This is a genomic window from Bacillus sp. E214, from assembly GCF_008087365.1.
GTDB lineage: Bacteria > Bacillota > Bacilli > Bacillales > Pradoshiaceae > Pradoshia.
Genome location: NZ_VENN01000001.1, coordinates 1,265,751 through 1,282,618, shown reverse-complemented (window position 1 = coordinate 1,282,618; position 16,868 = coordinate 1,265,751). Strand labels below are relative to the sequence as shown.

General features: G+C 36.2%; 21 protein-coding genes and 1 pseudogene. 21 read left to right on the top strand and 1 reads right to left on the bottom strand.

The genetic code is table 11. The features are described from left to right. The first annotated feature begins 113 nt into the window (after positions 1 to 113). From FHY47_RS05915 to FHY47_RS05865, 10 genes and pseudogenes are all read left to right on the top strand, one after another. Positions 114 to 374 carry a metal-sensitive transcriptional regulator gene (locus tag FHY47_RS05915; RefSeq protein WP_066107222.1) on the top strand — a complete coding sequence of 87 codons (261 nt, stop codon included), beginning with the start codon at positions 114 to 116 and terminating at the stop codon, positions 372 to 374. Positions 375 to 442: 68 nt separating this feature from the next. Further along, positions 443 to 919, top strand: coding sequence for a DsrE/DsrF/DrsH-like family protein (locus tag FHY47_RS05910; RefSeq protein WP_148629837.1), 477 nt, complete (start codon positions 443 to 445; stop codon positions 917 to 919). A 72-nt stretch (positions 920 to 991) separates the two neighbouring features. Beyond that, positions 992 to 1,285, top strand: a pseudogene (locus tag FHY47_RS05905) (rhodanese-like domain-containing protein); the annotation flags it as partial. A 49-nt stretch (positions 1,286 to 1,334) separates the two neighbouring features. Then, entirely contained in the window at positions 1,335 to 1,913 is a 579-nt protein-coding gene (locus FHY47_RS05900; protein ID WP_066107211.1) for a sulfurtransferase TusA family protein, read from the top strand. A gap of 2 nt (positions 1,914 to 1,915) precedes the next feature. Continuing rightward, positions 1,916 to 3,043, top strand: a complete 1,128-nt coding sequence (locus FHY47_RS05895; RefSeq protein ID WP_148629835.1) for an MBL fold metallo-hydrolase — start codon at positions 1,916 to 1,918, stop codon at positions 3,041 to 3,043. A gap of 22 nt (positions 3,044 to 3,065) precedes the next feature. Continuing rightward, on the top strand, positions 3,066 to 3,293 hold the full coding sequence (locus FHY47_RS05890; RefSeq protein WP_066107202.1) for a sulfurtransferase TusA family protein: 228 nt from the start codon (positions 3,066 to 3,068) through the stop codon (positions 3,291 to 3,293). 64 nt (positions 3,294 to 3,357) lie between these two features. Then, entirely contained in the window at positions 3,358 to 4,137 is a 780-nt protein-coding gene (locus tag FHY47_RS05885) for a sulfite exporter TauE/SafE family protein (protein ID WP_187393441.1), read from the top strand. Positions 4,138 to 4,425: 288 nt separating this feature from the next. Then, on the top strand, positions 4,426 to 5,118 hold the full coding sequence (locus tag FHY47_RS05880; RefSeq protein ID WP_395940465.1) for an SDR family NAD(P)-dependent oxidoreductase: 693 nt from the start codon (positions 4,426 to 4,428) through the stop codon (positions 5,116 to 5,118). Between the two features lie 12 nt (positions 5,119 to 5,130). Further along, positions 5,131 to 5,577, top strand: a complete 447-nt coding sequence (locus FHY47_RS05875; protein WP_139892006.1) for a MarR family winged helix-turn-helix transcriptional regulator — start codon at positions 5,131 to 5,133, stop codon at positions 5,575 to 5,577. A gap of 271 nt (positions 5,578 to 5,848) precedes the next feature. Continuing rightward, entirely contained in the window at positions 5,849 to 6,388 is a 540-nt protein-coding gene (locus FHY47_RS05865) for a hypothetical protein (protein WP_066107189.1), read from the top strand. A 258-nt stretch (positions 6,389 to 6,646) separates the two neighbouring features. On the opposite strand, the gene FHY47_RS05860 is transcribed toward FHY47_RS05865, so the two are convergent. Then, positions 6,647 to 7,177: a CotY/CotZ family spore coat protein gene (locus FHY47_RS05860; RefSeq protein ID WP_066107185.1), complete on the bottom strand. Its 531-nt coding sequence runs from the start codon at positions 7,175 to 7,177 to the stop codon at positions 6,647 to 6,649. A 121-nt stretch (positions 7,178 to 7,298) separates the two neighbouring features. On the opposite strand from FHY47_RS05860, the gene FHY47_RS05855 reads away from it, so the two are divergent. From FHY47_RS05855 to FHY47_RS05805, 11 genes are all read left to right on the top strand, one after another. After that, positions 7,299 to 7,658, top strand: a complete 360-nt coding sequence (locus tag FHY47_RS05855) for a DUF1360 domain-containing protein (protein ID WP_148629829.1) — start codon at positions 7,299 to 7,301, stop codon at positions 7,656 to 7,658. A 250-nt stretch (positions 7,659 to 7,908) separates the two neighbouring features. Beyond that, a complete protein-coding gene (locus FHY47_RS05850; protein ID WP_148629827.1) occupies positions 7,909 to 8,280 on the top strand; it encodes a hypothetical protein in 372 nt (123 codons plus the stop codon). Positions 8,281 to 8,351: 71 nt separating this feature from the next. Continuing rightward, positions 8,352 to 9,290: a glycosyltransferase family protein gene (locus tag FHY47_RS05845; RefSeq protein ID WP_187393440.1), complete on the top strand. Its 939-nt coding sequence runs from the start codon at positions 8,352 to 8,354 to the stop codon at positions 9,288 to 9,290. A 194-nt stretch (positions 9,291 to 9,484) separates the two neighbouring features. Further along, a complete protein-coding gene (locus tag FHY47_RS05840; protein ID WP_066107176.1) occupies positions 9,485 to 10,420 on the top strand; it encodes a glycosyltransferase in 936 nt (311 codons plus the stop codon). 53 nt (positions 10,421 to 10,473) lie between these two features. Further along, positions 10,474 to 11,502: a hypothetical protein gene (locus FHY47_RS05835; protein ID WP_066107173.1), complete on the top strand. Its 1,029-nt coding sequence runs from the start codon at positions 10,474 to 10,476 to the stop codon at positions 11,500 to 11,502. A gap of 40 nt (positions 11,503 to 11,542) precedes the next feature. Further along, positions 11,543 to 12,319, top strand: a complete 777-nt coding sequence (locus tag FHY47_RS05830; protein ID WP_066107169.1) for a GT-D fold domain-containing protein — start codon at positions 11,543 to 11,545, stop codon at positions 12,317 to 12,319. Positions 12,320 to 12,410: 91 nt separating this feature from the next. Beyond that, complete coding sequence (locus tag FHY47_RS05825; RefSeq protein ID WP_187393439.1) at positions 12,411 to 13,418, top strand: glycosyltransferase family 2 protein; 1,008 nt, start codon at positions 12,411 to 12,413, stop codon at positions 13,416 to 13,418. Between the two features lie 287 nt (positions 13,419 to 13,705). After that, positions 13,706 to 14,194, top strand: coding sequence for a dihydrofolate reductase (locus FHY47_RS05820; RefSeq protein ID WP_139891797.1), 489 nt, complete (start codon positions 13,706 to 13,708; stop codon positions 14,192 to 14,194). 25 nt (positions 14,195 to 14,219) lie between these two features. After that, on the top strand, positions 14,220 to 14,948 hold the full coding sequence (locus FHY47_RS05815) for a lysophospholipid acyltransferase family protein (RefSeq protein WP_257469020.1): 729 nt from the start codon (positions 14,220 to 14,222) through the stop codon (positions 14,946 to 14,948). 272 nt (positions 14,949 to 15,220) lie between these two features. Next, positions 15,221 to 16,489, top strand: a complete 1,269-nt coding sequence (gene ilvA / locus FHY47_RS05810; protein ID WP_148629821.1) for a threonine ammonia-lyase IlvA — start codon at positions 15,221 to 15,223, stop codon at positions 16,487 to 16,489. 149 nt (positions 16,490 to 16,638) lie between these two features. After that, positions 16,639 to 16,833, top strand: coding sequence for a twin-arginine translocase TatA/TatE family subunit (locus FHY47_RS05805; RefSeq protein ID WP_066107160.1), 195 nt, complete (start codon positions 16,639 to 16,641; stop codon positions 16,831 to 16,833). Positions 16,834 to 16,868: the final 35 nt, after the last annotated feature.

The window sequence follows — 16,868 nt, the reverse complement described above, 5'->3', positions numbered from 1 at the left end:
TTTTAGGGCATGAAAGGATGTGAAGAATTTATTGAGCATTCTGATTGACCAATTACCCATAGGGGTATACGATGGGCATATCGATATAATACAACTGAGAGGGGGAATGATGAATGAATTATGATGATAAAACGAAAGTGAGATTAAGAAGAATGGAAGGTCAGCTTCGTGGCATACAACGTATGATGGATGAAGGACAGGATTGTAAGGATGTGATCACCCAGCTTTCAGCGGTACGTTCCGGAATAGAGCGGACAATTGGTATCGTCGTCAGTGAAAACTTAATTGAATGTGTACGTGCGATTGATGGAGATGAGGAACAGATGAATGAATTAATTGGACAGGCGGTAAACTTGCTCGTTAAAAGCAGATAATAGGAAAAGATTATATTTTTTTACAATAATAAATACCTATAGGGGTATATGCGTTCTAAGGAGGAGCAATGGAACAGATATCAACTAATATCATTTTATTCAGCGGGGATTATGATAAGGCGATGGCCGCCTATATTATTGCAAACGGAGCGGCTGCCTATGACCATGAAGTGACAATCTTCCATACATTTTGGGGAATCAATGCATTACGTAAACAGGAGCCAATGAATGTAAAGAAAAGCCTCCTTGAGAAAATGTTTGGCTTTATGATGCCAAGAGGTGCTGAAAAACTAGCGCTTTCTAAAATGAATATGATGGGCATGGGACCAAAAATGATTAAGCATGTCGTGAATAAACATAATGCACTCACCTTAACGGAGCTGATTGACATGGCACGGGAACAGGATATCAAGCTTGTTTCATGTACAATGACAATGGATTTATTGGGTCTTAAAAAAGAGGAATTGCTGGATGACGTTCATTATGCAGGAGTTGCCGCCTATCTTGCAGACGCAGAAAATGGAGCAGTCAACTTGTTTATTTAAATTCAAGTAAGATCTGTTAGTTTTCTAAGGTTTAATTTAATACTTGTAAGGATTTGAGGAAGGGTGAGCTAAATGAAGGAAATTACAGCAAGAGAAGTTCAAGAACGCTTAGAAGCAGGGAAGCTACTAAATTTAATTGACGTACGAGAGCCAGAAGAGGTGGCTGAGGCTCATATTGAAGGCATTATCCATATTCCGCTTAGTGAGCTTCAGGACCGTATTGGTGTACTGGATAAAAATAAGGAATACATTCTCGTGTGCCGTTCAAGCGCTCGAAGTGGCAATGCTGCCTCTTATCTGGAATCGATTGGATTTCAGGCAACTAATATGGTTGGAGGTATGCTTGTTTGGAAAGGGAAGACGGTCAAAAATTTTAAAACAATAATATACCCTATGGAGTATAGGAGGAATCATAATGTCAATCAAAGCAGATGTTCACTTGGACGCAAAAGGACTCGCGTGCCCAATGCCTATCGTGAAAACGAAGAAAGCGATGAAAGAATTAGCTGTGGGCAAGGTATTGAAAATTACGGCAACAGATAAGGGATCAAAGGCCGATCTTGCTGCCTGGGCGGGATCAGCTGGCCATGAATATATTGGTACAAATGAAGATGGCGAAATCCTTATTCATTATATCCGTAAGGGTGGTGCAGATAGCGAGGTTGATAAACCATTTGAACGAACAATAACAAATGAAGATCTTGCAACAAGTGAGGGTATCATTTTAGATGTTCGTGAGGAAGCCGAGTATGCCTTTGGGCATGTGCCTCAGGCAAAGTCAATTCCTCTTGGGGAATTGGAGGAAAGAATGAGTGAACTAGATTCCAATCAAAATATTTACGTCATTTGCCGTACAGGCAGACGTAGTGAACTAGCTGCTCACAAACTTGTCGAAAGCGGATTTCAAAAAGTATTCAATGTATTCCCTGGCATGAAAGATTGGAAAGGCGAATTAATAAAAGAAACGAATAAAATCACGTCAGGAGGTAACTGAAAATGAAAGTTTTGAAATGGACAGCTACCGATGTGGCTAAATATGTGATTGAACATAAGGACTTATTTATTTTGGATGTTCGTAATCAAGATGCATTTAAGGATTGGAAGATTGAGGCTAAGAGCTTTGAATATATGAATATACCTTATTTTGAATTACTAGATGGTGTAGAGGAAATTCTTTCTGAAATCCCGGTGAATAAAGAAGTTCTTGTAGTATGTGCAAAAGAAGGATCATCTGTCATGGTTGCTGAAATGCTGGCAGAGGCTGGCCGACCTGTTGCCTATTTGGAAGGTGGTATGAAGGCATGGAGTATGCACCTTGAGCCTGTAAAGGTAGATGATTTGAAAGGTGGAGGAGAGATCTATCAATTTGTACGCCTTGGCAAAGGCTGTCTCTCCTATATGGTCATCTCTGGTGAGGAAGCGGCAATCATCGATGCAGTCCGATTCACGGATGTATTTATCGACTTTGCCAGAGAAAAGGGAGTGAAAATCAAGCATGTATTTGACACACACTTGCATGCTGATCATATCTCTGGTGGGCGCCAAATTGCTGAACAGACAGGTGCACAGTATTATCTTCCACAGCAGGATGCTGAGGAAGTTGTATATAATTATACGCCATTAACAGACGGGTTAACGGTGAAGCTTGGCGAATCAGAGATTGAAGTCAATGCTATATACTCACCGGGGCATACAATCGGCTCCACTTCTTTTGTCATTGGCGGAAGTTACTTACTTACGGGGGATATTCTTTTCATCGATTCAATTGGGCGCCCGGATTTAGCTGGTCTTGCCGAGGATTGGATGGACGATTTACGTGAAACATTGTATGAACGATACCGTGTGCTTGCGGATGAATTAATTGTCCTTCCTGCTCATTTCATGATTATGGATGAAGTAAACGAAGACGGTACTGTTGCCAAACGGCTTAGAACTTTGCTGACTGAAAATCATGGTTTAAATATTGATAATGAAAATGAATTCCGTAAGATAGTCACAGAAAATCTGCCACCGCAGCCAAATGCATATGAGCAAATCCGTCAAGTGAATATGGGTAAAATTATACCCGAACTAGATGAACAAACTGAAATGGAAATTGGTTCAAACCGCTGTGCAGTTCGCTAATTTAACAAAGGGAGAGATTGATATGAAAATCACTAAAACATTAGATGCAAAAGGGCTGGCTTGCCCAATGCCAATTGTTAGAACAAAGAAGGCAATAGCAGCAATTCAATCCGGAGAGGTACTGGAGGTACTTGCCACAGATAAGGGTGCGTTGAACGACTTTACCGCATGGTCTAAATCTGGCGGGCACACCATCGTAGAGCAAACAGAAGAAGCCGGAGTACTGAAATTCTATATTCAGAAGGCATAAGAATATAGCGGACGTCCGTAACTTTGGAAGTCCGCTTTTTTTATTGGAAAGGAGTGTAATGCATATGGATATTTTATTTTTAGTAGTTATTTTTATGATAGGTTTCGTAGGTTCTTTTATCTCAGGGATGCTGGGAGTTGGCGGTTCAATCATCAAATACCCGGTGCTCTTATATATTCCGCCATTATTTGGTCTTATCGCATTTAGTCCGCATGAAGTTTCGGGTATTAGTGCAGTCCAAGTATTATTTGCCTCCATTTCGGGTGTCTGGGCTTATCGGAAGGGCGGTTACTTAAACAAGCAGCTCATTCTTTATATGGGGGGATCCATCCTGGCGGGAAGTTTTATAGGAAGCTATGGTTCTCTATTTTTATCAGAAAGTGCTGTCAATATTGTATATGCTCTGTTGGCTGTTATCGCGGCAATTATGATGTTTATTCCTAAAAAACAAATTGATGGGCAACCACTTAAAGAAGTTACGTTTAACAAGCCACTCGCCACCATTCTTGCCTTTATTGTAGGGATTTCTTCAGGAATTGTTGGTGCAGCAGGAGGATTTATGCTTGTACCAATCATGCTTGTTGTTCTAAAAATACCAACAAGAATGACAATCGCGACAAGCCTTGCGGTTACATTCATTTCCTCTGTCGGTGGAAGCACTGGTAAGATTCTGACAGGACAAGTTGATTATGGACCAGCTTTGATCATGATAATCTCAAGTATCATTGCTGCACCACTTGGAGCAAGGGTGAGCAAATCAATGAATACAAAAGTTTTGCAGTGGATTCTTGCAGTCATCATTGCAGCTACAGCGGTTAAGCTTTGGATGGATATCCTTATGTAAGTAAAGTGCTCAATCAGTAAATGTGTATTATGTTAAAAGCAAATTAATTATGAAGCAAGAAAGCTCATATCGTTTTCTTGCTTTTATTATGCCAGCACGTTTTATTTTATGAAGAAGTTTTTATAAATGAAAAAACAAGCAAGCTATTAAAAATGTAAGCGTATTAGTTTATTAATAAATAGTTTATTGTTAAAATATAGTTGAATAAGAAAATAAAGGGGAGATTTTTTGAAACTTCAAGAAAAAGTTGTCATTATTACAGGTGGTGCGGGAGGTATTGGGCTTGGTATGGCGAAAGCAATGGCCAAGGAAGGTGCTATCCTCGCGATTGTCGATGTAAATGAAGAAACAGGCAAAGCGGCGGAAAAAATTCTGCAGGACATCTCTCCAAACTCCATGTTTGTGAAAGCTAATTTAATGGATCGTGAAAACTTACCAAATATTATTCAAACAGTTGTTGATAAGTATGGCAAACTGGATGTGTTAGTCAATAATGCACATGCATGTAAACAAAAATTATTTGAAGAGATTACACATGAGGACTTAGAGCTGTCACTTGGAACAGGATTCTTTCCTACATTCTACTTGATGCAGGCAGCCCTTCCTTATTTGAAGGAAACAAAAGGAAACATTATTAACTTTGCCTCTGGAGCGGGTATTAATGGTGACCAAACACAAGCTGCCTATGCAGCTGCGAAAGAAGCTATCCGCGGAATCACTCGTGTTGCCGCTAATGAATGGGGACGCTATGGTATTAATGTTAACCTGATCAGTCCGATTGCTGATTCTGAAGGCGTACGTACATGGGCAAAAGCGCAGCCGGAATACTACCAGGCTGTTGTGAATAAAATTCCGCTTGGCCGCTTCGGCGATGTAGAGGAAGATATCGGCCGTGTGGCAGTCTTCCTAGCGAGCGCAGACTCTCAATATATTACTGGGCAAACCATCATGGTCGATGGTGGAGCAACTATGCTTCGTTAAGAAGTGATGATGATGGAACAAGATAATCTATTTGACTTAATTCATTCCATTGAACAAGTCTCCAATGAGCACATCGTGGATTTCACATCGCGTTACTCTTATCCAATCGGTGTATCGGCAGTACTCGTTCTGGCTGAACTTAGTGATGGCAAGACATTAAGGCAAAGTGAACTCGCTGATATGCTTGGCTACACCAAAGGAGCAGTCACGCATATTGCCTCAAAACTCGTTCATTTTGAGCTGGCTGAGCGGCTATATGATGAAGGAGATCGACGCACTGTTTATTTAAAGATTACCGAGCAGGGATGTATAGCTTTAAACGAGGCCCAAAAGATTGGTGAATCGATTTTTTTAGAACTATTCGAGGTACTTTCCAAAGATGAACTGCTTGAATATTTGCGCCTTCAACAGAAATTGCTAGAGGGGATGAAGAACAGGCGGTTATCTGGGAAGAAGTGAGAAAATAAAGAGAACAAGGCCGATTGCTTTAACTTGCAATCGGCTTTTCTGTGTCGATAGGGTGAGTTTCTATCCATAAAGCATAAGAAGATAAGGTTACCACTGTTATAACAAAAACAAGACGTAAACCAATTCACACCTCACTTCTTGTCTCAGAAAATGTGTCCTTTAGGCTAAATGATAAGGCTTGTTTGTTACAACTAATTTGTCAAAGGACAAAGGCCATATGCATACATATAAAAATGACCCATTAAGGAAAGGAAGAAAAACAATGAATGATAATGAAATGGAAAATAATAAAAAAGAACCGATATTTTATATTATCCAACCAGTGAATAAAGGTAAATTGATTGCTCAGAATATGCAGGAAGTTTATCACAGTAAGGGAAGTATCAAAGAAAAAGAGGATAATAAATTACAAGAAGAATATAGTCTACAAGAGGACGAAGCAGCTGTAAAAAATGAACTTACAGAGAAGTTGCATGAAGAAGCATTAAAAAAAGATACTGATAATATCACAGAAAATTTGTTTATAGGAAAAACAAGCCAAGGTGAAGAAGATTTCAAGTCGGATGAAAATATTGAGGTTCAAGTCGAAAGTGATCCTCTAAAAGATGATCTTCGTATGAAATTAATAAGGTTAGCAAGGTATCCATCAGTAGTGGAGAAGCCTTTCTGTGAAATAAAAATTGAGGGAGAAACCCTTGTTGGGCAAATAGAGAGTAAACGTGGAGAATTTTTAAAGGTAAAAGTAGATGAAAAAATTAGATTAATTGCCATAGATGATGTTGATGAACTTTCTATTATATAGATTAAACATAACAATGACCTTATTTTTCTTGAAATTGAAAAATAGGTCATCTTTTTATGAATATGTTGGCTATCGCCTAATCAAAAAAAGGTAAATTTCATAAGATGTATCAGAAGGAAAGGATAAGCCTAAAGAGGATAAGCCTAAAGATAATAAATCGAATCAAAAGTGAAGGTAATAAAAATCAAACACAAAAAGAAAACCTGAGGAGATACCCCCAGGCTGTAAATATATGAAAGTAAATTATAACCTGCCAGTTTATTTACAATCATGATGGATAGCTACAGGACAAAGGCAAGTAACTGCACCAAACATCTTCAAATCAACAGTAATATAAGCATCGGTTCCTTCGAGTTCCTCAAAATAATGATCTTCTTTATGATTATCTTTATAATCATCTTTATGATTTTCATAATGATGGTCATCTGAGTCTATACCTTTTGGAAAATGATCTTTTTTCTTTAATAATTCTAAGGTTGCACAACAAGAATCAGAATCAACATTGTCGATGCGGAAAATTTTGGATTCAACAAAATAACATTTTCCCTTCTTTTTAGTTGTTCCATGCCCCTCAAATAGTTTTCCGGTGTTAAATACAGTAAGCATAATTGGAATCGTGTTATATTTGTATCCTCCAAAAAGTTTACCATTATTTAATTCGTTAATTGCTCTTTCGCAGCCTTTTCCAAGAGTTTCTTCATCGGGTTTTACTAAATCTTGAGCTTCCACAATAGCTAGTAAAGTATCACAAATACAACTGGATGTTTCAAATTCAGAACCGCAGCTCATATCTTCTCCTCCTTGATGAAATCATTTCTCTAACAGGTTATGAAAATAAGAGTATAGTTGTTTGAGTATATAGCCTATTTTTAAATGTATTTATAAAAATTGAAGAAAAAGGGGATTAATAATGGAGCTAGATATTGTAAAAATATTCATAATAGGATTAGCAGCTTTTCGATTAACACGCCTATTTGTGTTTGATAAAATCACTGAATTTATCAGAAAGCCATTTTTTGAGGAAATCAGTGAAGTTGATGAAGAAGGTAATGAAATAATTTTATATATGGTTAAAGAAAAGGGAATCAAACATTTTTTCGGAGAATTACTAAGTTGTCATTGGTGTACTGGAATATGGGTTAGTATAGGCTTAGTAATGGTCGATTATTATATTCCAGTAGTTAGCTATTTTTTATTGATGGTTTTGTCTGTAGCTGGGATTGGTTCGGTAATTGAAACAATTATTGGAAAGTTAAATTCAGAAGAATAAATATTACTTCAGTTAAGAAGTTGCGTAAAGCTTCGGTAAAAGTTTAATTTTCTAATGATTCATAAGGTGACCTCTAAAAGTTAGATTTCAACTCTAACTTTTAGGGTGAAGTACATCATCAATAAAAATGGTCATTTTACATAATAAATTCTTTAAAAGTTATAGGACAAGCAAACAAGCTATCATAGAAAATCTCCATATAATTAAATTACGGCTAATTATAGCTGAAACATATGTGAGGTGAACAAAAATGGCAGAGTGGAACCCTGAATCTAAGCATACTCCATCTGGAGCTATTACAAGTGCTTCCTTAAAACAACTGTTAACAGAGTATATAACAACGACTCAAGAAATGGCCAGGAATAATTCTGAATCGACACTATCAAGGTCTATTGCAAGAGTATCCTTTAGACAGCTACTACGACATTATTTAAGAACGGGTCAAGAAATTGCAGAAGTTCATGTCAATAGATCTCAATTTAATGGAGAACCTGATTTAACTAATGTACAAGTTGTTAATGTAGGCAATGATTATGCTGAATTTAGACAAGTTGATTCTTCATTTGGAGGAAGGACATTTATCGTAAGATTTAATCAAATCACTTCTCTTGAACTTCCTTAAGTTATTTAAAGATAATGTGGCTTCATGTGGTTTTTATAAACACATGAAGCCGCTTTAAGGAGGATATGCGTTTGATTAAACAATTAACCATTTTATTTATTACAAAAAGGTTCCATAATCGGGTTAATAAAAGTACAGAATACTTTGTCTCAGAACTTCAAAAACAATGTAACTTATATATATGGGAAAATGATGGTGATTTAAGCGGAATACTTAGTAGACTGCCGCAGTCACCTTCATTTATTCTTTTAAATGATTTTAAGCCGGATTATACACCTACAATACGTGGTATAAGGGATACCTCTATACCTGTAGGGGCTATATTACATGAGATTAAATATAAACCTTACCGTCGCAGACTGTTTTATGAGCGGGAGTACATTCAGCATATTTTTACACATTATAGGGATGCAAGCAACCGTATCCTCCCCGAATTAAAGGAACGGTACATTTGGATGCCCCATTTTGTTCCACTTGATATTTTCAGAGACTATGGGCAAGAGCGGGATATTGACTGTTTAATGATGGGGATTCTAATCAAAAGGGTATATCCAAAACGATTTGCTATGTATGAGCAGTTGTTAAATTATCCAGGCTTTAAGTATTTCAATCATCCAGGTTATGGAGAATTACCAGCAAATTCGAATCGTTTAACAGGAATAACATATGCCAAAGAATTATCAAGAGCAAAAATATTTGTAACATGTGATTCTGTTGAAAAGCTGCCTCTTATGAAATATTTCGAATGCCTGGCCTGCAAAACATTATTGATGGGAACGGGATCAAATGAGTTAAAAGAATTGGGATTTATTGATGGGGAAACATTTGTTGAAGTAGATGAATATAATGTACTTGAAAAAGTGAATTATTATTTAGAGCATGAAGAGGAAAGAAAACAAATAATTGATAAAGGCTATAAATTAGTTGCAGAAAGACACTCTGTGGAAAAGAGAGTGGAGGAATTTCTGTTTACGGTAAATGAAATTATTTCGAATAGAAGAGATAGATAAGGATATGAACACCTTATCTATATCTGTGGCTGTCGACAAAATCGGCAGCTGTTTTTTTGCCGGAAATAATTTTAAAAAAATTAGTTTAGCAGTTCTAAATACACGATTTGGGTATTTATAGTTACCTTTTGCGAAGTTATTCATAGTATGAAAAGACAAGTTGTAATTTCTAATATTTTTAAGGAGGGAAACAAGTGCGAAAAATAAACCTTCTTGTGACGACTGGTGATTTCAGCAAATATATATCCCCAGAGTTTCACTATTTATTGATGGAGGTAGCCAAGCTAACAAATTTAACTGTTTGGCATGAGTCAGGCGATATTAAGGATATTCTGAAAAAAGTAGAAGTTCAACCGGATTTTATTTTCATAAATGAATTCGGAGAAAGTAACTCTCCAAAAATTACAGGCCTCAGCACTTTGGAAATCCCTTTTGCAGTTAATTTATATGATATTCATTATCATATTAAGGATAGGAAAGAAGCTCTCCATGCTGATAATGTAAAGCATATATTTGTGTATTATCGCGATAAGTTTCTCGAGTGGTATCCGGAGTTTGCGCATATGATGAAATGGCTGCCCAAACATATTAATCCAGCTATTTTTAAAGATTATAAGTTAGAAAAAGAAATAGATTATTTGTTAATGGGGGCGGTACACCATCGGGTCTATCCGATTAGACATAAAGTTGTACAAGCTATGAAAGATAAGCCTGGATTTGTTTATCATGAGCATCCTGGTTATCGAAATATAGATGATGACGAAGAGAATGTATTTGCTGGTGAAAAATATGCAAAAGAAATAAACCGCTCCAAAATGTTTTTTACATGTAATTCAAGATATGAGTATGTTCTTACAAAATATTTAGAAGTACCGGCCTCCAGGACTTTGTTGCTAGCTCCCTCATCGAACGAGTTAGAAGACATGGGATTTGTACCAGGAGTGCATTTTGTGGAGATCAATGAAGATAATTTTCAGGAAAAGGCGCAGTATTATCTGGAGAATGAATCAGAAAGGTATAAGATTTCTAAACAAGGCTATTTGATGGTTCATGAACACCATACGACGAAAAAGCGTGCAAAACAATTTGTCGAGTTGATTCAGGAAATAATAACAAATGAACAGAAGTAAGGAAGATAGATTAATCATAAATGCTTGTGCTTATTATGAGAGGAAGGAATTGAATGTCTGAACTTAATTCTGATGAGATTGCAAAGATTCTGAGCTTGGATTCGTTTGAGATTTTGGAAAGAGAGTTGATACTTGACGCCTCAAAGAGAATAGAGCGTATCAAATGGCGGGAAAATAAAAATGCTATACCCGAACAAATATTAATTAAATATGGAAGAGATTCAGCGATACTGGTTGAGGTGCTTTTTTATAGTAAATTATCTAACTCTGTAAAAGAACAAATCCCAAAAATCATAGCCTATGATGCCCATAATAATGTAAAGGTCCTGATTCTAGAGTGGATAGAAGGAGTAAACCCAGATTTTAGTGATCAAGCAATCGTTAAAAGGGTTTATAAAGATTATGGGAAGTTTGCAGCTAAGTGGGGAAATCAAATAAATGAGTTTGATAATGATAAGATTGATAAATTGATAAATACGAACGAAGATTATAGAGGGAAGTTAGATCACTTTATTGACAAAATATCTATTCGTAACCATATTGATGAAATCTATGAGGGCATTAAATTCCGTGAAAGCAGAGAAGATCTTTTGAAAATGATTGGCGGATCTGAATTTTTAGATTTAATTAAAAGAATGGATCAAAAATGGATATTGCAAATAATCCATAAATTATACGGAGTACCATGTACATTGCATCCTGGTGATGTTTCGAAGTTTAATACGTTAATTAGCTATTCTAATGACCAGGTTTTAATTATTGATTTTGAGAATATGAAAATTGGACCGATGACTTTATTGATGGAATATATTGGTGAGGAAGATATTCATGTTCCTACAAGTCAGTTAAATGAAACAGCTTTGAGGTCCTATGTTGACGGATGGAATAAATACAGTTCACAGCCAGTTAAATGGGAACCATTTTATGGTAGTTATCTCGCAGCACGAATCCTTTATAAATGTTATTTAATTCAATGGTATTTAAATAAATTTGAGAATAATAGTCGGAGAACTCCTGAGCAATCATGGGTTACAAAGCATGTAAATGATTTACTAAGCTACTGTAAATGGATAGAAAAATAATCTAATATATGTGATTTTTTTAGCGAAGGGAGAGAGAAATTTGTCAAACCAATTATCAAGCGGTGAAATAATGGACCGTATTTTAAGAAGTTTGAAAAAACAAAGGCCTCTATCGATTGTATCAGTCGGTCAAACCGAAGCCGTTGTGATGGGACAAGATCAATTCGATAAGGATCCTATTTTAAATAAATTTCAAGGCCATTATAGAAAGGAAAAAAAGATAGCCAATAAAGATGTGAAAGAAGGCTTTTATCATCGTGGAATAAGGTTTCCAAACCCCATTGCTCAAATGGAAGGGATTGCCGCGGTGAATAGTGCTGATATTGTGGGTTATAACACAATTGAAGAAAATTCCAAGGAAATCACGGAGCGTGTTTTTTCAATTTATAATATCCAACCAAAAGAGTATTTTGAAGCTAATATTAGAAGAGTTTTTATGAAGTCGCAAAAAGATAAGTTTGAAGAAATATTACGTAACAGAAAAGTATTATTAATTGGATCACTGGCTGAAAAAGCTAAAAAGGGTATGGAAGATAAGTATGGAAAAACATTAGGTGTAAAAGTAGTGGGAGCACTACCTATCTATTCCTATGATGATATACCAACTGTAAAAAAACAGCTTAAAACAATCGATTTTGATATATGTTTTTTAGGAGCGGGGATAAATGCACTTATCCTTACCCCATATATAGCATCCAGGTATGGAAAAGTAGCATTCGATATAGGTTCAGGAATGCAGACATTTATTACGGATGAAATTGTTACTGATTCTTGGATCAATGAAATAATCGGGTTAGATAGATTAATGAAAATGTAGATGTGCTGTTTCTGGCTTATATTGATGGGCTTGAAGAATGAAAATTGGATTGATATCGGAAAATATGATTAGGTAAGTGAGTTGAAAAATCGTGAAAGTATCAATTGTCATTCCGAGTCACAATCGGTATGAACAGCTTAAAAATACAATTGAAGCATTACGGAAACAAAGTCATGATAATTATGAAGTGATGATTGTGGATGATGCATCAGATGATCGCACCAGTACAATTGATCTTCCGAATCATTTTCGTATGGTTCGAAATAATAAAAAAATGGGACTTGCAGAAACAAGGAATATAGGGATTGCCAATACAGATGGGGATTTAATCATTTTTCTTGATGCGGAGATGTTGGTTTATCCTGACTATATTGAAAATCATGTTAAAAGGCATGAGATATGTGAAAACTTGGTTTTAACTGGTGCTATGTATTATTATTTTATAACTCAAAGAGCCCAAAAAAAAATCGTGGACCAGAATATAAACTTCTTAAGTGAAGAATTTCAAAAATTAATCCGTTTTAAAGATTATTATTATTCGAATATCATTGTCCCTTATGGGGATGAATTGGATAAATTCCTGATTCCTTGGGTTGCCTGCATGGGTGGTAATCTTTCTGTGAAGCGTACTCTATTAGACCAGGCGGGATGGTTTGATCCAAAGTTTATTGGCTATGGATGGGAAGACTGGGAATTAGGGTACAGGCTCCACCAGTGTGGTGCTACATTTAAAGTGGATCGTGCTGTGGGGACAATTCATCAAGAACATGAAGTTAACAAGAAAAGATTACAGGAATCCTTACTAAATTATCGCTATTTTATGGATAAACATCCTTCAATTGAAGTGTATGTTATGAGTTTAGAGCTGATTAGCGAGCAAGTAACAATAAGAGATATTAATCAATTACTCCATAAATATGACCATCTTTACAACAAGGACCTGAGGTTAGCATTTTACGAAATCATAAAATATAATGCCCGTTATGTAACTAAGGAATTCCAAAAACCTTTTATTTCTAAAAACACAATAAATCTAAATCATCTACCGGAGGGGATTTTGAAAGAAGTTTATATCATGTTACTGAATAAACATGTATAGATTGTTAGAAATTTGACCTTGCAAATCCGTTATTTAAATGGTTAAATAGGTCCATTGACGATTAAGAAGTCAGTAATATTTAATTGTTTCGTATATCAAGTAGTAAATGACTTTTAGTAGTCTGTTAGTCGTAAATATCCAAGTCAATATAACCGTTCCCGACTGTGGTTCGGTTTTTCTATCTTATATGATACTCAATATATGAGATAAAATGAAATTCGCAATGATTTTTCAAAGACGGATATTTAAAATTTAACAAGAGAAGATTAAACAAAAGGGGGATTAAGATGTTTTCAATTGTTGTAGCACATGATCGAAATCGAGTTATCGGTATTAATAATAATCTTCCATGGCGTATTCCTGCCGACATGGCCCATGTGAAACAAACCACGATGGGTAAAATTTTAATTATGGGTCGAAAAACGTTTGAGTCTATAGGAAAGCCTCTTCCTGGCAGAACGAATGTCGTTTTAACGAAAGATCCATCTTGGGTCGTTGATGGAGTAAAAGTCGTACACTCAGTGGATGAAATTCTTCAAATAGAAAGAGATACCGATACTGAATGTGTCATATTCGGGGGACAAGTATTATTTGAACAGCTTCTTCCGTATGTTTCAAAAATCTATTTGACATATATTGATCATAATTTTGAAGGAGATACATTCTTCCCGGTTCAAAATTATGATGAAGAATGGGAATTGCTTTCATCTGAAAAAGGACCAAAAGACGAAAGAAATCCATACGATTATTATTTTAAAGAATACATACGCAAGTAGGGTTCGATACAGGAGGTTTATTACATTGCTACGGTTAATTTATATGGTTATTTATTTATGTGGCTTTTTATTGTACAGCTTACCAGGACTATCTAAAATGAAGAAGGTTTATGAGAAAAATAATGCTCATGACGATGTGGAAATTCAACAAATTCCGAAAAAATGGGCAAAAGGATTTTTAAAGAATTCAGGCTGTGAGCTGGAAGTCGTAGGGTCCGAAAATATTCCGGATGGGCCAGTATTATTTGTAGGAAATCATGAAGGGGATTTTGATATACCCGTATTAATGGCTGGTATCTCCAAGCCGTTTGGCTTTATTTCAAAAATTGAAGTAAAAAAAATTCCGATTGTTGCTGGCTGGATGGAAGTAATGGGCTGCGTGTTTATGGATCGTAAGGATCGACGTGCTTCTATACAGGCTATTAGAGAAGGGGTACAGAAATTAAAGGATGGCCACTCAATTCTCATTTTTCCAGAGGGTACTCGCAACAGAGGTAAGGAGATTGGTGAATTTAAAGCGGGCTCATTGCGTCTTGCTAAAGATACTAGGGTGCCGATTGTACCTTTTATGATTACAGGTACTGCGGACTTGTTTGAGAATAACAATAATAAGATAAAGCCTGGGAAGGTTAAACTTGTTATATTGCCTGCGATTACCTCTGAACAATACGAAGAAGAGGGAATGACAGCAGTGGCTGAACATATTCATACTAGAATCAAAGAGGAAAGAAGCAATCTGTTAAAGGGTGCATAAATCAAATCAAAGGCATACGTATCATTAGTGCTAGAACGACAAAACAGGTGGAGAAAATTCTACCTGTTTTGTCGTTTTTTCGAAGCTTCGAAAAAGTGGTCAGCATTTCATCAAGTCATCAATGTAGCCCAATTAATCACACGGAATTAATTTTAAATTATTAAAAGTATATCAGTTAAATTCTATTATATTGATTTTTCTAAAAATTCTGTTGATTTATTATTCGTACCTGCTATAATTTATAAATTAATAAAAGTACTGGAGGAGAGCATATGAGGCATCTGGTGAAAACAAATGAAGGAGTATCACCTGAACAAATTTTAATCGCATATCAGCAATTAAAAAACAAGGTTGCTCACACTCCTTTGCAACAAAATAAACGGTTGTCAGAAAAGTATCATTGTAATGTTTATTTAAAAAGAGAAGACCTTCAATATGTACGCTCTTTTAAATTACGTGGGGCATTTTATGCAATGCTAAATCTATCGAAAGAGGAATTGCAAAATGGCATAGTATGCGCCAGTGCCGGCAATCATGCTCAGGGAGTAGCTTACGCATGTAATGAATTAAAGGTGATGGGTAAAATCTACATGCCTACAACCACTCCAAGACAAAAAGTTAATCAAGTGGAGTTATTTGGAAAAGAATATGTGGAAATTATCCTGATTGGTGATACGTTTGATGATTCATTTATAGAAGCAAGGAAGTGCGAGGAAGCAGAAAATAGAGCATTCATTCATCCGTTTAATGATCAAAATGTCATTTCTGGACAAGGTACGGTAGCTGTAGAGATATTTCATGATATAGACGTACCCGTTGACTATATTTTTGGTAGTGTTGGCGGCGGCGGATTGATGTCAGGTATAGCTGCGTACAGTGCGAGTATATCTCCCGCTACTGCCTGTATTGGCGTAGAGCCGGTTGGGGCACCATCTATGCAAACAGCAATCAAAGAGGGGCAGGTGGTTAAACTTCCGCAAATTGATTCCTTTGTTGATGGAGCTGCCGTAAAAGAGGTTGGAGAGAAAACATTTGCTATTTGCCGTGATTTGCTTAAGGATGTGGTTACTGTGCCGGAAGGAAAGGTATGTACCACGATTCTGGAATTATATAATGAGCACGCGATTGTGGCTGAACCGGCTGGAGCTATGTCCGTTGCAGCACTGGATTTGTATCAAGAGCAATTGGTGGGAAAAACGGTCGTGTGCATCATTAGCGGTGGCAATAATGATATTGGGAGAATGCAGGATATTAAAGACCGCTCTCTTCAATATGAAGGTCTCCTGCATCATTTCATTGTTCATTTCCCACAGCGGGCGGGTGCTCTGCGAGAATTTCTCGATGAGGTGCTTGGACCGAATGATGACATAACCAGGTTTGAATATACGAAGAAGAATAATAAAGACAATGGTCCTGCACTTGTTGGCATCGAATTGCAAAAAAGAGAGGATTATAATGGACTGATGCAGCGAATGGAGAATAAAGGATTCCAATTTGTTGAAGTAAAGAAAGGAAGCAGCCTTCATCAATTTTTAATATAAGAAGAATGGGTGATTTATATATAACAAAATGCATTCCTAAATAAGTAAAAGTTAACATATTCTGTTTGTATATGAAATTATTACTTTTCTTTACCTTTAAAACAATTATAATAGAATTAGATTCATTTCAGCTTGGGAGGGAGAAAAGAATGTTTTCAAATATTGGTGTACCAGGATTACTGTTAATCCTTTTGCTTGTCCTGATTATCTTTGGACCTAAGAAGCTACCTGAAATCGGCAGGGCCTTCGGTCAAACATTACGTGAATTTAAAAATTCTACAAAAGATTTAACCAGTGATGTAGTGGATGATATAAAGGATGTTAAAAAAGAGATCAATAAATAATTTAATAGTTTATTTAAAAGAGGTGTGAGAATTTA

Excerpts from the sequence above, each read along its gene's own strand:
- FHY47_RS05890 (WP_066107202.1), top strand. The coding sequence starts at position 3,066 with ATGAAAATCACTAAAACATTAGATGCAAAAGGGCTGGCTTGCCCAATG.
- FHY47_RS05885 (WP_187393441.1), top strand. The coding sequence starts at position 3,358 with ATGGATATTTTATTTTTAGTAGTTATTTTTATGATAGGTTTCGTAGGT.
- FHY47_RS05895 (WP_148629835.1), top strand. The coding sequence starts at position 1,916 with ATGAAAGTTTTGAAATGGACAGCTACCGATGTGGCTAAATATGTGATT.
- FHY47_RS05875 (WP_139892006.1), top strand. The coding sequence starts at position 5,131 with ATGGAACAAGATAATCTATTTGACTTAATTCATTCCATTGAACAAGTC.
- FHY47_RS05850 (WP_148629827.1), top strand. The coding sequence starts at position 7,909 with ATGGCAGAGTGGAACCCTGAATCTAAGCATACTCCATCTGGAGCTATT.
- FHY47_RS05805 (WP_066107160.1), top strand. The coding sequence starts at position 16,639 with ATGTTTTCAAATATTGGTGTACCAGGATTACTGTTAATCCTTTTGCTT.
- FHY47_RS05835 (WP_066107173.1), top strand. The coding sequence starts at position 10,474 with ATGTCTGAACTTAATTCTGATGAGATTGCAAAGATTCTGAGCTTGGAT.
- ilvA (WP_148629821.1), top strand. The coding sequence starts at position 15,221 with ATGAGGCATCTGGTGAAAACAAATGAAGGAGTATCACCTGAACAAATT.
- FHY47_RS05915 (WP_066107222.1), top strand. The coding sequence starts at position 114 with ATGAATTATGATGATAAAACGAAAGTGAGATTAAGAAGAATGGAAGGT.
- FHY47_RS05880 (WP_395940465.1), top strand. The coding sequence starts at position 4,426 with ATGGCGAAAGCAATGGCCAAGGAAGGTGCTATCCTCGCGATTGTCGAT.
- FHY47_RS05860 (WP_066107185.1), bottom strand. The coding sequence starts at position 7,177 with ATGAGCTGCGGTTCTGAATTTGAAACATCCAGTTGTATTTGTGATACT.
- FHY47_RS05820 (WP_139891797.1), top strand. The coding sequence starts at position 13,706 with ATGTTTTCAATTGTTGTAGCACATGATCGAAATCGAGTTATCGGTATT.
- FHY47_RS05910 (WP_148629837.1), top strand. The coding sequence starts at position 443 with ATGGAACAGATATCAACTAATATCATTTTATTCAGCGGGGATTATGAT.
- FHY47_RS05865 (WP_066107189.1), top strand. The coding sequence starts at position 5,849 with ATGAATGATAATGAAATGGAAAATAATAAAAAAGAACCGATATTTTAT.
- FHY47_RS05900 (WP_066107211.1), top strand. The coding sequence starts at position 1,335 with ATGTCAATCAAAGCAGATGTTCACTTGGACGCAAAAGGACTCGCGTGC.
- FHY47_RS05855 (WP_148629829.1), top strand. The coding sequence starts at position 7,299 with ATGGAGCTAGATATTGTAAAAATATTCATAATAGGATTAGCAGCTTTT.